We start from the raw sequence: 13,954 nt of genomic DNA, 5'->3' as shown, positions 1-13,954 counted from the left end.
TTTTGCAACATCAAATAATTCATTTTTTTAATAAAATAAGCGAAGTTTTAAAGTCAGACTTGCCCTTTGTTGTGTACCGTAAACCCAATGAAAAATTGGTATCAGTTTTAGTACAAAGCACTAACAAACTTTTTTATTTAGATACTTTTGCTACAAATGGATTTGTGTTTGCACCGTTTAATAAAGATGAAGAAAAAATATTATTTCCATTAACTGCTTGTGAACAATTTTCATTAAATATTACAGACTTTAATGAATTGCAAATTTCTGAAGAAAAAACAATTGTAGAAAATGTTTTAGATGTTCAAGATTCAAAGCTTCAGCATTTGAATTTGGTGCAAAAAACAATTGATTTTATTCAACAAAAAGAAGCTGATAAAATTGTAGTTTCAAGAAAAGAGCGGTTAAAATCTTCAAACTTTAATTTGTTGAATAGTTATAAAAAAATGTTGAATAATTATCCAAATGCAATGGTTTACTTGTGGTTTCATCCAAAAGTTGGTTGTTGGTTGGGCGCTTCACCAGAGCGTTTAATTCATTGTAATAAACAACATTTTAAAACAATGGCTTTAGCAGGTACACAAGCTTATGTAGATACTGTTGAAGTTGATTGGAAGCACAAAGAAAAAGAAGAGCAACAATTTGTAACAGATTATATTTTAAATACCATTAATGGTGTTGTTAATCATATAAAATACACAAAACCATATACCGTTAAAGCCGGAAATTTATTGCATTTGCGTACCGATATTTATGGCGATTTACAAAGCGAAAATGGCTTGGAACAGTTGATTGAACGATTGCATCCAACTCCTGCTATTTGTGGTGTTCCTAAAAAAATAGCCAATCATTTTATTGCTGAAAATGAGGGTTATAACAGAAGTTTTTATGCAGGTTATTTAGGTGAAATAAACTTAAATTGTGAAACCAATTTGTATGTAAATTTACGTTGTATGCAAATAGTAAACAGTGAAATTTCAATTTATATTGGAGGAGGAATTACTGCCGAAAGCAATGCTGAAAAGGAATGGGACGAAACCGTTTTTAAGACGGAAGTAATGAAAAAAATATTGTAAAAAAACAAGAAATACCAAGTTCACCTTTCAAAGGATTTTTTTTAAATGTTGGTGGGGACTTTTTTAAAAAAAACTAGCAATTATTCCCAAATTTTAACGATTTTAAATAAACCCAGTATTTCTTTGTTTTGCATTCAAAAGTAGCAATGTTGTATAGATATTAGCTTTCAAATCGTAAAAATCAATACCTAAATCGTAAATTAAACTTGTAAATTTTAAATAGTTTAATAGTTGAAAGGTTTAAGGGGTGAAAAAGTATAATAATAGTTACAATGAATTGAAATACGCTAAGGTTTTGTTTTAATAAGGTAAATTTTTAGATTGTATTGATAAACTACAAATATTAAACTTTTACTGCAACTGAATAAAAGTTTACTTATCCCTGTTCACTGTTTCTCTTCTTAAACTCTGTGGGTGTGTAGTTTTCAACGTTTCTAAATATTCGAATAAATGAATTTACAGAACCAAAACCAGCCCGTTCACTAATTTCGGCAATGGTTAGTTCTGGATGGTTTTTTAATAATAATTTTGCCTCATTTACACGATATTTATTTACAAATAAATTAAAATTACATTCAAAACTTTCATTAATAACTTTTGAAACATAAGAGCGGTTGGTACCAATATTTTTGGCTACGTCTAAAATATTTAATTGTGAATTTAACCAAGGTTTTTTAGTGTTAAAATAATGCAGTAAGTTTTTTTCAATTATCACCAATTCCTGTTGATGGTTTTCTTCTTCTAAAGTAGCATCGGAATCAATATCTAAATTTATTTCCGCAGGAATTTGACGCAATCCAACAATGGTTAAAATAATGTACAACAAGGTAAATAAAGTGCACATATATAGTAATTGTAATCCGTTTTCATTTAAAGGTGTTCTTCCAATAACGGTTACATAAAATCCTGGAATAGACATTAATAAAATGAAAGAAATGTTTACTATATAAAAATATTTTAATTGAAATTTATCTAAATTAGAATAAAAATCATTCATTTTATTTTTGGCAAAAAATAGAAATTTGATGGTTAAATAATTATAGAAAACAATTTGAACCAAATGAAACATACGACTTCCTTTGTATAAATAAGCCAAATATTTTGCAGATGAACTATTGAGTTCAGTTCCGTATAAATTATTATTCATATAAGATTCATAGTCTGCCCAATTCGAAAAAACAACAGTAAACAGCATAAATATGGCAATAGCAATAGAAGGAATAAAGTGGTATATCCATTTAATAGATATGGGCGAAAAATTAAAAGCGCTATAAATATATAAGTAGTATAATGGGTAAAATGCTAGTAATGAGGCTAAAAATAAAAAATCAAAAAACCGAAATGCAGCCCAGTATTCATTAAACGATAAAAAATGCCCTACAAATAATAAAAAGCTATCGAAAAAAAACAGTGCTAAAAACAATCTGTTTTTAAATTGTTTATTGCTACTAGCAGCTAAAAATATGGCACCATACAAGTTTACAAAAAGCGTTGATAGTAATGCAATAATTTTAATCAAAGTAAAATTTTTTAGGTTTAAAAAATAAAAATAGGGTAATTTTACAGATGTTTAAATGATATTTGTCAACTTCAAAATTCAACACATTTCTATGTTAATTGCTATGTAAAGTTTATGTAAATTTGCGTTTTAATTATATAAAATGCCTTTGTATCCCAAAAATGAATTAGCGCAACTGTTAATTGCTTCTTTTGTAGCTCACAATATTGAGCATGTAGTAATTTCACCTGGTTCTAGAAACGCACCTTTAACTATTGGTTTTTCAAATCATCCATCTATTAAAACGTATAGTGTTGTAGATGAGCGTTGTGCTGCATTTTTTGCTTTGGGTATGGCACAGCAATTGCAAAAACCTGTTGCTGTTGTTTGTACATCGGGCTCTGCATTGTTAAATTATTACCCAGCCATTGCTGAGGCTTTTTATAGCAATATTCCGTTGATTGTAGTTTCTGCCGATAGACCTGCTCATTTGATTGATGTTGGAGACGGACAAACCATTAGACAAGATAATGTTTTTGAAAATCATATTTTGACGGCCATTAATTTAAATGAAACTTACGCTGTTAAAAGTTCAGTTATTGAAATGATTGATGAAACAATAACAGTTTCAAAATTGCAAAAAGGACCTGTTCATATCAATATTCCTTTTGATGAACCTTTGTATGAAACGACTTCAGATATATTGGTTTTAGATGAAGTTTTAGATGAAGTTGAGGAAATTCCTTTGGATGTTGATGAATTGCAACAATATGCCAATGTTTGGAATAGCGCAGCTAAAAAAATAGTTTTGGTTGGTGAACATTATCCAAGTGATTTGTTGCAAATACAGTTAACACATTTAACTAAAGATCCTTCGGTGTTGGTTTTGGTAGAAAATACAGCAAATGTTTCGCACGATAAATTTATCAATAGCATTGATAAGTTAATTTTTCCGTTGGAAGATGCTGAATTAACACAATTTCAACCTGTAATTTTGCTGACTTTAGGTGGTTTAATTGTTTCAAAAAAAATAAAGCAACATCTTCGTAAATTTAAACCTACTTTACATTGGCATGTAGATTCAAAAAGGGCTTTTGATACTTTTTTTTGTTTAAAACATCACTTTAAAATTTCACCCGAATTATTTTTTAGTCAGTTTTTCTTTTTAACAAAACCTTTTGAAAGCAATTTTCAACAATTTTGGTTGTCTAAAAAAGCAATCAGATTGCAAAAGCATCAACAATATATTGAAAATTGTGTGTTTTCAGATTTAAAAGTCTTTGATGTTTTACTAAAATCAATTCCTGAAAATAGTCAATTACAGATAAGTAATAGTTCAATTATCAGATATTCACAATTGTTTGATATTAAAAAATCACTGCAAGTTTTTTGTAATAGAGGTACAAGTGGAATTGATGGAAGCACCAGTACGGCAATTGGAGCTGCAGTTGTTTCAGCTAAAAAAACAGTATTTATAACGGGTGATATCAGCTTTTTTTATGATAGTAATGCGTTGTGGAACAATTATATGCCTTCTGATTTTAGAATTATTTTAGTAAATAATGGCGGTGGTGGTATTTTTAGATTTATTCCAGGTCCAAAGCAATCGGAATCATTGGATTATTTTGAAACACCACATAAATTAACAGCAGAACATTTGTGTAAAATGTATAAATTTGAATATAAATCGGCACATGATTTAATATCTTTAAAAAATCAATTGTCAGATTTTTATAATGAATCAAGTTTCCCTAAATTATTAGAAATTTTTACACCTAGAGAAGAAAACGATTTGATATTGAAAGCATATTTCAACAATTTAAAAGAATAAAAAAATGGATTTAAAAATAGGAGATAAAGTAAGTTTAATTGTGGTTAGAAAAGCAGGAATTGGATTTACAGTTTTGGTTGAAGAAGAGTTTGAAGGAATGCTTTACCGCAATGAATTGTACCAAAAAATAGAAGAAGGTCAACGTTTAGATGGTTATGTTAAAAAGATTAGAGATGATGGGAAACTGGACATTAGTTTAAATCCGATTGGTTTTAAAAGAACGGTTGTTACCAATGAAATTAAGATTTTAAATGCTTTAAAAGCAAATGAAGGTTTTTTACCACTGCATGACAAAAGCACTCCAGACGAAATAAAATACCAGTTAGGTATGAGTAAAAAAGCATTTAAAAGTGCTGTAGGTGGTTTGTTTAAACAAAAGTTGATTGTTATTTCAGAAGAAGGGATTACAAAATCTTAAAGGAAAAAAAGTCAAAAGTTGAATCTAGCATTTAAAAATAAATGCTAGATTCCATATTTTAGTTTAATCTACACTCATTAAATTGTTACTTAAAGCTTGCTTGTTAACCATAACTGAGATGGTTTTTAATTTAAAAAAGGCTTTACTCATATATACGTAACCATTATTTCCAATACGGTTAGAGTCTGCTCCCCAAGAGTTTTTTACTTTGTAATATTCAGTGCCATTTTGGTCTTTTACAAGTCCAACAATGTGCATTAAATGATCGTCTGTAGTGTTGTAATTTTCAAATTCCTGTTGTCTAAATTCGGGAGTAACATTTTTTTCTTCAACAATATAGGCCAATGATTTTTCTTCTTCAGCAGGGTTGTTTGGCAATACAGCAATACCATTTTTAGAAGAAAATGTTTTTTCAGAAACATCGCAGTCCAAAGCCAAAGTATAACCATTTTTTAAGGCGTAATCTACTTCATCTACCAACTGATTTAGCGTAATATTATAAAACAGTCCATTTGAAAAGTTATCAGGAATATTTAAAACAAAAAACGTGTTGTAAGGTTGGTGTATAAATGAAGTTAAAGTAATGTAGTTACTTGTATTTAATTGTGTCATTGCTAAAAACGACTTAGCATCGTAAACTTCGCCGTTGTATTTAAATGTTTTTGGAGGCGCACCTAGTTGCGCATTTAAAATAGAATCAATAGCTATTTTCCAATTTGGGATGATCGCATTTTTATCGTTTTTAATATAAATATCCAATACCTTTTGAAGTTCAGGAACCACATTTTCGTGATTGTGAATTGTAGCATCACCAACCAAACCGCTATATGCACTTTCAGGCATTAAACCATTTAATTGAACAGAGTTTAAAACATCGTGAGCCAAACCTCCTTCGCTAAACTGGGTTTTGCCTTGGCGCATTACATAATTCCAAGCTTTTGCTTCATAAGTATTGCGAACGTTGTAAATTTCAGAAATATCAATCATTTGACCTGTAGTTCTAAAAATTTCAGATTCTAAAAATGAAGAAGTAGAAAAACTCCAGCAAGTACCAGTATTTCCTTGACTTTTTACAGCCGAAGCTTCTATGTCAATTATGGTAGTAAACGCATACTTTTGTTCATTAGGGATGTTAACTTTTAAAACGGCACCTTCTTGTGCAAACAATTGGGTAGCAATAAAAAGTAATAAAAAAGTTGTAAATAATTTTTTCATGGGATTGTTTTAATTTTGAGGTTTAGATTACATTCCTATTCCTGTTTGGTTTAGGACTCTTTCAACATTTTGATAATAGGCATCGGCATTTGGATCACCTTCAGGTAATTTCATATAGCCACTTTTATAATATTTAAGGGCTTGTTTTGGTTTGTTTCCAGTTTCGTAATAACGACCAATATAATAATCTCCAATAGGAGATTCAATATAAAGTTTGTTTATCATTTCGCCATATTCTTTTAGATAATCGCCATTTTCTTTATCCATTACAATACCTTCAATAGCAAAAATATCTTTTTCTCTCATTTTTAAATTACTTCCAAATAAATATTCAATTTCAACATATTTATTTTCTAAATACGCAATGGCTTCAGGTGGAGATAAATCTTTGATATTTGACTCAAATTCTTCTTTTGAAATAGGAGAGTATAATTCAAAAATAAAAGACAGTGCGCTTGAAATAGATTGTCCAACAGATGAAGTTACTGTACTATTCTGAAAATAGTCGTATCTATATTTGAATTTAGGATTTTCGTTTGCTACTAATAATTGGTTTAATGCATTTATTGTAGTTTCTTTTTTGTCTGAATTTCGTTTGCAGTTAGATAGGTAATAGTAAATATTTTCGTCTTTTATAACTTTTGATTTATCATTCACTAAATGAGGTATGTCCATAGCAAGAGATGGATTGATGTTTATGTAGGCATTAAATCCAGGGTAATTTTCAATTAAAAAATAATTGGTAAAATTTGCAGTTAAAGTGTTTCCTATAATTGTTTTAAATGGTGAAACTCTGTAATTATCATTAAAATAAGTAAAAAGTTCACTTCTAATAAACCTGTAAAATGCTTCACTTTGTTTGGTAGGTAAGCTATTTTCTTTTTTGTATGAACAGTCTTCTTCACGTTCGTTGTATTGATTTTGTTGAATTCCTACTATAATTTGTTCAGGAGCTTCATCGGTATTTGCAAATAAAATAGCATTTCCAACATAAGCATCAAATAATAGTTCAGCATCTAAAACAATGGTAAGCGGATAAAATTTTGTAGAATCTTGATGGTAACTTGGCGGAATGTAGATTTTTAACGTACGGTTATTGTCTAATTCATACGACTCGAAATTTTTAATTTTAATGTCTTGTGACCAGCAGTTAAATGCCATTAAAAATATAGGTAAGAATAATACTAATTTTTTCATAAAAATAGGTTTGACAGCAAAAATAGTGATTTTAATTAAAATCTTTAGCCAAACTAATTCTAAAGTATAAATAGCTAATTTACTTATGAAAGGTTTTTTAAACTTTTTAATCTTTAGTTTTTTTAACCATAAAAATAAATTATTTTTACCCTTAAATTAATAAATATATGCAAGAAATTAAATGGGAAACCGTTCGAGAATTTGAAGATATTACCTATAAAAAGTGTAATGGTGTTGCTCGAATTGCATTTAACAGACCCAATATTAGAAATGCTTTTAGACCAAAAACAACTAAAGAACTTTATGATGCGTTTTATGATGCTGGTGAAGATACATCTATAGGTGTTGTGTTGCTTTCTGCTGAAGGCCCATCAACAAAAGATGGTGTATATTCGTTTTGTAGTGGTGGCGATCAAACTGCTCGTGGACACCAAGGTTATGTTGGTGAAGATGGATATCATCGTTTAAATATTTTAGAAGTTCAACGTTTAATTCGTTTTATGCCAAAAGCTGTAATTGCGGTTGTGCCAGGTTGGGCTGTTGGAGGCGGACATAGTTTGCATGTGGTTTGCGATTTAACTTTAGCAAGTAAAGAACATGCTATTTTTAAACAAACCGATGCAGATGTTACAAGTTTTGATGGTGGTTATGGATCGGCTTATTTGGCTAAAATGGTTGGACAAAAAAAAGCGCGTGAAATATTTTTCTTAGGAAGAAATTATTCTGCACAAGAAGCTTTTGAAATGGGTATGGTAAACGCTGTTATTCCACATAACGAATTAGAAAATACGGCTTATGAGTGGGCTCAGGAAATATTAGCAAAATCACCAACATCTATTAAAATGTTGAAATTTGCTATGAATTTAACCGATGATGGTATGGTTGGGCAGCAGGTTTTTGCTGGTGAAGCTACTCGTTTGGCTTATATGACAGATGAAGCAAAAGAAGGTAGAAATGCTTTTTTAGAAAAGAGAAAACCAAATTTTGAAAAAAAATGGATTCCTTAATGGTTAATGAATAAGGAATAATTAAAAAATGAATAATTAAAATTTCCTTTTTGGGGAAATAAAAATAAAAGGTGATATGAAAATAATTTGTATTGGTCGTAATTATGCAAAACATATAGAAGAATTACAAAATGAAAAACCAGAAAACCCTGTTGTTTTTTTAAAACCAGATTCTGCAATATTGGCAAAGAATCAACCTTTTTTTATACCACCTTTTTCAAACAATGTTCATTTTGAAGTAGAGGTTTTGGTTAAAATCAATAAAGTTGGTAAATACATTCAAGAAAAATTTGCCCATAAATACTACGATGAAATTGGTTTGGGAATTGATTTTACAGCTCGTGATATTCAAGATGCTAGCAGAGAAAAAGGTTTGCCTTGGGAAAAAGCCAAGGCTTTTGATGGTAGTGCAGCAATGAGTGAATTTTTTCCAAAAGAAAATTTTGGTGATTTAAATAATTTAGAATTTAAATTATTTAAAAATAATGAGTTGGTTCAAGATGGAAATACCAACGCAATGTTGTGGAAAATAGACGAATTAATTGCATATGTATCACAATACTTCACCCTTAAAAAGGGCGATGTTATTTTTACCGGAACTCCAGCAGGAGTTGGTAAGGTACATGAAAATGATGTACTTACTGGGACAATTCAAAACAAAGAAATGTTTTCGGTTAAAATAAAATAACCTTTTTAACAGGTCGCAAATAAAAAAGGTTTTGTTGGTTCAGGACCTTCTTTTCTGTGTTCTTTTAAAATATTATATCCGTAGTGTGTTTTTACTAAATTGTTAAAATTGTATTTCAATCTAGGAAATTCACGCAACAATTTATTAAAATCTTTTGTAGATGATTGTTGCATAAAGTGATGTAAAATTTCAGTATAAGCTTTGGTTAAAGTAATATTGAATTTATCGCTTTTAAGTGCATTTTTGTAATAATTACTTTTAATTTCATTGTTTTTAAGAATAGCAATATTTAAGCCATACTTATTTATTAAAATCCAAGTTAGCCTTAAAAGGGTTTCGTGTGTAAATAATGCAGGGTCTAAAGTGCAATTTTCAATTTGCTCTAATAGTTCATTGTCGCTTAATTCAATTTCGGGTGTCATAGCAGTTAATAATTATGTTCATTTAAAAGATGCAAATTTATAAAAATGGTTGCGTTTAGAAGTGCTTTTTTGATGGATGTGATGTTATATTTTTCTTAAAAAGTTTATACATTTACCTTTATAATATAATAAAAAAATATGTACGCAGAAATAATTACAATTGGAGATGAAATATTAATTGGTCAAATTTTAGACACAAACTCTAAATGGATTGCTGAAGAGTTAAATAAAATTGGAATTTCAGTATACCAAATTACATCTATCCAAGATGATAAGCAGCATATTTTAAAGGCATTAAAACAGGCTCAGGAAAATTGTGATATTGTAATTGTAACAGGTGGATTAGGGCCAACAAAAGACGATATTACAAAGTTAACATTGGCTGAATATTTTAATGACAAACTTGTTTTAAATGAAGAAATCGCCCATCATATTAAAAATATGTTTGAGAAGCTAAATTATACGTTTACAGAAATTAACAGAAATCAGGCATTGGTACCTACAAAATGTGAACCTTTAAAAAATGAATTGGGAACCGCACCTGGAATGTGGTTTTATAATAATGGTAAAGTGTTGGTTTCATTAGCAGGTGTGCCATATGAAATGAAGGGATTGATGGAAAAAAGTGTGTTGCCAAAACTTACAAAAACTTTTAAGCTACCTTATATACTTCACAAAACAATTTTAACCTACGGAATAGGAGAGAGTATGTTGTCTGAAAAAATTGAAGATTGGGAAATAAATCTGCCTAATTTTATTAGCTTGGCTTATTTGCCTTCGTTTGGCAGTGTAAGGTTGCGGTTAACTGCTAAAGGAATAGATAGTGATATTTTAGTAAATGCAATTGATTTAGAGGTTGAAAAATTAAAAGCAATTATACCAGATGTTATTGTTGGTTTTGATGAAAGTGAATTGATTGAAGCGGTAATAGGTAAGTTACTAACTGAAAAAAAACAGCATTTAGCTGTTGCAGAAAGTTGTACTGGTGGAAATATTGCAAAAAAACTGACTTCAATTGCGGGTTCTTCTAATTATTTTATTGGTGCAGTGGTTGCTTACAATGCCTCAATAAAAATAAATGAATTAAATGTTGATGCCCAATTAATAGAAAAACATACAGTTGTTAGTGCTCAGGTTGCAGAAGCAATGGCTATTGGAATTAGAGAAAAATACAAAACAGATTATGCGATTGCAACCACTGGTAATGCTGGGCCTACGACAGATTTAACTGATGAATCAGTTGGTGTTGTTTATATTGCAATTGCATCGCCAACACATGTTTTTTCAGAGAAATATTTTTTTGGAAAACCACGTGAAAAGGTAATTGAACGTACTTCAATTAAAGCATTGGAATTGCTTCAAAAAGAAATTTTAAAAAACTAGTAAAATAAGTTTGTGTATTACGTTTAAAAAATTTAATTTTGCATCTCGTTTTGAGAATACATAAAAAAGTATAGAATTATGTCAAGAGTTTGTGAACTTACTGGTAAAAAAGCAATGGTTGGAAACAATGTTTCTCACGCCATGAATAAAACTAAAAGAAAATTTGACGCTAACTTAATAAAGAAGCGTTTTTATATTCCTGAAGAGGATAAATGGGTAACTTTAAAAGTTTCTACATCAGCTTTAAAGAATATTAACAAATTAGGAATCTCGGCTGTTCTTAAAAAAGCTAGAGAAAAAGGATTTTATAAAAATTAATTATATTAGGAAATGGCAAAGGCTAAAGGGAATAGAATTCAAGTAATTTTAGAGTGCACAGAGCACAAGGCAACTGGAGTACCAGGAACTTCTAGATATATTACTACGAAGAATAAAAAGAACACACCTGATAGAATGGAAATTAAAAAATTCAATCCTATCTTGAAAAAAGTAACTGTTCATAAAGAAATTAAATAATTAGAGGTTTTCTAAAGGAAACGTCAAATAAAACATAGGATTATGGCAAAGAAATCAGTAGCATCGTTACAAACAGGTTCAAAGAGATTAACAAAAGCAATAAAAATGGTAAAATCTCCAAAATCTGGAGCTTATACTTTTGTTGAAGCAATTGTTGATCCAGCAAATGTTAAAGATTTTTTAAGTAAAAAATAATTTTACTTATTAAAATAATATATAAGCTACTTTCTTATTAGAAAGTAGCTTTTTCTTTTTATATTTATACCGTTAAATTGTAAAAAATGAGTTTATTTAAAAGAATTTTTTCAAAAGAAAAGAAAGAAACTTTAGATAAAGGATTGGAAAAAACAAAAACCTCTTTTTTTTCAAAACTATCTAAAGCAGTTGCAGGTAAAACCAAAGTAGATGATGATGTACTTGATAATTTAGAAGAAGTTTTAGTTTCGTCGGATGTGGGCGTTAAAACTACTTTAAAAATTATTGATAGAATTGAAGCTAGAATCGCTAAAGATAAATACTTAGGAACTGAGGAGTTAAATAGCATTCTGAGAGAAGAAATTGCAGGTTTATTAGCAGAAACCAATGTTGGTAACGAAATTGACTTTAATATTCCTTCAACCAAAAAACCTTATGTAATTATGGTTGTTGGTGTAAATGGGGTTGGAAAAACAACAACTATTGGTAAGTTGGCTTCACAATTCAAGAAAAAAGGATATAAAGTTGTATTGGGTGCAGCCGATACTTTTAGAGCTGCAGCTATTGATCAATTGCAAGTTTGGGCAGATAGAGTAGGTGTGCCAATTGTTCGTCAGGAAATGGGGAGTGATCCTGCATCTGTAGCATTTGATACTTTAAAATCTGCAGTTGCACAAAATGCCGATGTTGTTATTATTGATACAGCAGGAAGATTGCACAATAAGGTAAACTTAATGAATGAGCTGACAAAAGTTAAGCGTGTAATGCAAAAAGTTGTTGAAGATGCGCCACATGAAGTTTTATTGGTATTAGATGGTTCTACTGGTCAAAATGCATTTGAACAAGCAAGTCAATTTACAAAGGCAACTGAAGTTACTGCGTTGGCTGTTACCAAATTAGATGGTACAGCAAAAGGAGGCGTTGTTATTGGTATATCAGATCAGTTTCAAATTCCGGTTAAATATATTGGAGTAGGTGAAGGCATAGATGATTTACAGGTTTTTAATAAAATTGAATTTGTAGATTCTTTTTTCAAATAAAAATTATCGAATAATTTACAAAAGACCTTTTATGTTTCTAAAATGTAAAAGGTCTTTTTTTATAGCATTCATTTAAAAAGTAGTACTTTTGACGTCGTTAAACTAAGAAAATGAGAACCAAATCAAAAAAAGAAAATAAAATCAATGTTGTAACTTTGGGATGTTCAAAAAACATTTACGATAGTGAGGTTTTAATGGGGCAACTAAAAGCAAACAACAAAAATGTTGTTCATGAAGATGAAAACGATGAAGGAAATATTGTTGTAATTAATACTTGTGGTTTTATTGGTGATGCCAAAGAAGAATCTATCAATACTATTTTACATTATGTAAATAAAAAAGAATTAGGTGAAGTTGATAGAGTTTATGTATCGGGTTGTTTAAGTGAACGTTATAAGCCAGATTTGCAAAAAGAAATTCCGAATGTTGATGAGTATTTTGGAACACACGATTTGCCAAATTTACTTAAAGTATTAGAAGCAGATTATAAACATGAGTTAATAGGTGAACGTTTAACTACAACACCAATTCATTACGCATATTTAAAAATTGCCGAGGGTTGTGATAGACCATGTTCATTTTGTGCTATACCTTTAATGAGAGGTAAAAATGTTTCAACACCTATAGAAAATTTGGTTATTGAAGCTACAAAATTGGCAAAAAAAGGAATTAAAGAACTTATTTTAATTGCGCAGGATTTAACGTATTACGGTTTAGATATTTACAACAAAAGAGCTTTGGCCGATTTGTTGAAAGAATTGGTGAAAATTGATGGTATTGAGTGGATTCGTTTGCATTATGCTTTTCCAACTGGATTTCCTTTAGATGTGTTGGAAGTTATACACAATGAACCAAAAGTTTGTAATTATTTAGACATTCCGTTACAGCATATTAATGATGATATTTTGAAGTCTATGCGCAGAGGTACTTCACACGAAAAAACAACAAATTTAATTGCAGCGTTTAGAAAGTCTGTTCCAAATATGGCAATTAGAACGACTTTAATTGTTGGTTATCCTGGTGAAACTGAAGAAGCTTTTGAAGAGTTGAAAGATTGGATTAAAGAAATGCGTTTTGAGCGCTTAGGTGCTTTTGCTTATTCTCACGAAGAAAATACGCATGCATATAATTTGGTTGATGATGTTCCAGAAGATGTTAAGCAACAGCGTGTTAATGAAATTATGGATATTCAAAGTCAAATTTCTTTTGATTTAAATCAGGAAAAAGTTGGAGAAATATTTAAAGTGATTATAGATAGAAAAGATGGAAATGTTTTTGTGGGAAGAACAGAATTTGATTCGCCAGACGTTGATAATGAAGTTTTAATAGATGCAACAAAGCATTATGTGCAAGTAGGTAAGTTTGCCAATATTAAAATAACATCTGCTACAGAATTTGATTTATACGGAGAACCTGTTTAAAATAGATTTAAAAGTACAAAAATATGACTGTCTGAAAAGACAGTCTT

Annotated in this window: 15 protein-coding genes; 11 read left to right on the top strand and 4 right to left on the bottom strand. The window is 29.7% G+C overall.

The features are described 5' to 3' along the window. Nucleotides 1–2 precede the first annotated feature (2 nt). The gene (locus tag EC396_RS16545; protein WP_240665759.1) at nt 3–1,076 is read left to right on the top strand and encodes a chorismate-binding protein; all 1,074 of its coding nucleotides are present in this window, start codon (nt 3–5) and stop codon (nt 1,074–1,076) included. 376 nt (nt 1,077–1,452) lie between these two features. Here EC396_RS16545 and EC396_RS16540 read toward each other — a convergent pair whose 3' ends face one another. Further along, nucleotides 1,453–2,595 carry an AraC family transcriptional regulator gene (locus EC396_RS16540; protein ID WP_129367966.1) on the bottom strand — a complete coding sequence of 381 codons (1,143 nt, stop codon included), beginning with the start codon at nt 2,593–2,595 and terminating at the stop codon, nt 1,453–1,455. 142 nt (nt 2,596–2,737) lie between these two features. Here EC396_RS16540 and menD point away from each other — a divergent pair, with 142 nt between their 5' ends. Beyond that, nucleotides 2,738–4,405 carry a 2-succinyl-5-enolpyruvyl-6-hydroxy-3-cyclohexene-1-carboxylic-acid synthase gene (gene menD / locus EC396_RS16535; RefSeq protein ID WP_240665757.1) on the top strand — a complete coding sequence of 556 codons (1,668 nt, stop codon included), beginning with the start codon at nt 2,738–2,740 and terminating at the stop codon, nt 4,403–4,405. 4 nt (nt 4,406–4,409) lie between these two features. Continuing rightward, a complete protein-coding gene (locus tag EC396_RS16530; RefSeq protein ID WP_129367965.1) occupies nt 4,410–4,823 on the top strand; it encodes a DNA-binding protein in 414 nt (137 codons plus the stop codon). A 63-nt stretch (nt 4,824–4,886) separates the two neighbouring features. On the opposite strand, the gene EC396_RS16525 is transcribed toward EC396_RS16530, so the two are convergent. Together EC396_RS16525 and EC396_RS16520 are read right to left on the bottom strand one after the other, a co-directional pair. Continuing rightward, the gene (locus EC396_RS16525) at nt 4,887–6,038 is read right to left on the bottom strand and encodes a C1 family peptidase (protein WP_129367964.1); all 1,152 of its coding nucleotides are present in this window, start codon (nt 6,036–6,038) and stop codon (nt 4,887–4,889) included. A 27-nt stretch (nt 6,039–6,065) separates the two neighbouring features. Continuing rightward, nucleotides 6,066–7,235 carry an alpha/beta hydrolase gene (locus EC396_RS16520; protein ID WP_129367963.1) on the bottom strand — a complete coding sequence of 390 codons (1,170 nt, stop codon included), beginning with the start codon at nt 7,233–7,235 and terminating at the stop codon, nt 6,066–6,068. A gap of 167 nt (nt 7,236–7,402) precedes the next feature. On the opposite strand from EC396_RS16520, the gene EC396_RS16515 reads away from it, so the two are divergent. Beyond that, entirely contained in the window at nt 7,403–8,242 is an 840-nt protein-coding gene (locus tag EC396_RS16515) for a 1,4-dihydroxy-2-naphthoyl-CoA synthase (protein WP_129367962.1), read from the top strand. A 76-nt stretch (nt 8,243–8,318) separates the two neighbouring features. After that, the gene (locus EC396_RS16510) at nt 8,319–8,930 is read left to right on the top strand and encodes a fumarylacetoacetate hydrolase family protein (protein WP_129367961.1); all 612 of its coding nucleotides are present in this window, start codon (nt 8,319–8,321) and stop codon (nt 8,928–8,930) included. A gap of 5 nt (nt 8,931–8,935) precedes the next feature. Here the strand turns inward: EC396_RS16510 and EC396_RS16505 are convergent, their stop codons facing one another. Beyond that, nucleotides 8,936–9,352 (bottom strand): hypothetical protein, encoded by a 417-nt coding sequence (locus tag EC396_RS16505; RefSeq protein WP_129367960.1) that lies wholly within the window; start codon nt 9,350–9,352, stop codon nt 8,936–8,938. 138 nt (nt 9,353–9,490) lie between these two features. Here EC396_RS16505 and EC396_RS16500 point away from each other — a divergent pair, with 138 nt between their 5' ends. From EC396_RS16500 to rimO, 6 genes are all read left to right on the top strand, one after another. Continuing rightward, nucleotides 9,491–10,735 (top strand): competence/damage-inducible protein A, encoded by a 1,245-nt coding sequence (locus tag EC396_RS16500; RefSeq protein ID WP_129367959.1) that lies wholly within the window; start codon nt 9,491–9,493, stop codon nt 10,733–10,735. 78 nt (nt 10,736–10,813) lie between these two features. Continuing rightward, nucleotides 10,814–11,053 (top strand): 50S ribosomal protein L28, encoded by a 240-nt coding sequence (gene rpmB / locus EC396_RS16495; protein WP_129367958.1) that lies wholly within the window; start codon nt 10,814–10,816, stop codon nt 11,051–11,053. Between the two features lie 12 nt (nt 11,054–11,065). Then, the gene (gene rpmG, locus EC396_RS16490) at nt 11,066–11,251 is read left to right on the top strand and encodes a 50S ribosomal protein L33 (protein ID WP_129367957.1); all 186 of its coding nucleotides are present in this window, start codon (nt 11,066–11,068) and stop codon (nt 11,249–11,251) included. Between the two features lie 42 nt (nt 11,252–11,293). Continuing rightward, nucleotides 11,294–11,446, top strand: a complete 153-nt coding sequence (locus EC396_RS16485) for a DUF4295 domain-containing protein (protein ID WP_129367956.1) — start codon at nt 11,294–11,296, stop codon at nt 11,444–11,446. A gap of 86 nt (nt 11,447–11,532) precedes the next feature. Beyond that, entirely contained in the window at nt 11,533–12,486 is a 954-nt protein-coding gene (gene ftsY, locus EC396_RS16480) for a signal recognition particle-docking protein FtsY (RefSeq protein ID WP_129367955.1), read from the top strand. Nucleotides 12,487–12,596: 110 nt separating this feature from the next. Then, nucleotides 12,597–13,907 (top strand): 30S ribosomal protein S12 methylthiotransferase RimO, encoded by a 1,311-nt coding sequence (gene rimO, locus EC396_RS16475; RefSeq protein WP_129367954.1) that lies wholly within the window; start codon nt 12,597–12,599, stop codon nt 13,905–13,907. The last annotated feature ends 47 nt before the right edge of the window (nt 13,908–13,954 follow it).

The organism is Lutibacter sp. HS1-25 (assembly GCF_004121075.1).
GTDB lineage: Bacteria > Bacteroidota > Bacteroidia > Flavobacteriales > Flavobacteriaceae > Lutibacter.
Note: the sequence above shows the minus strand (reverse complement) of the source record. Positions and strands in the feature narration are given on the sequence as shown.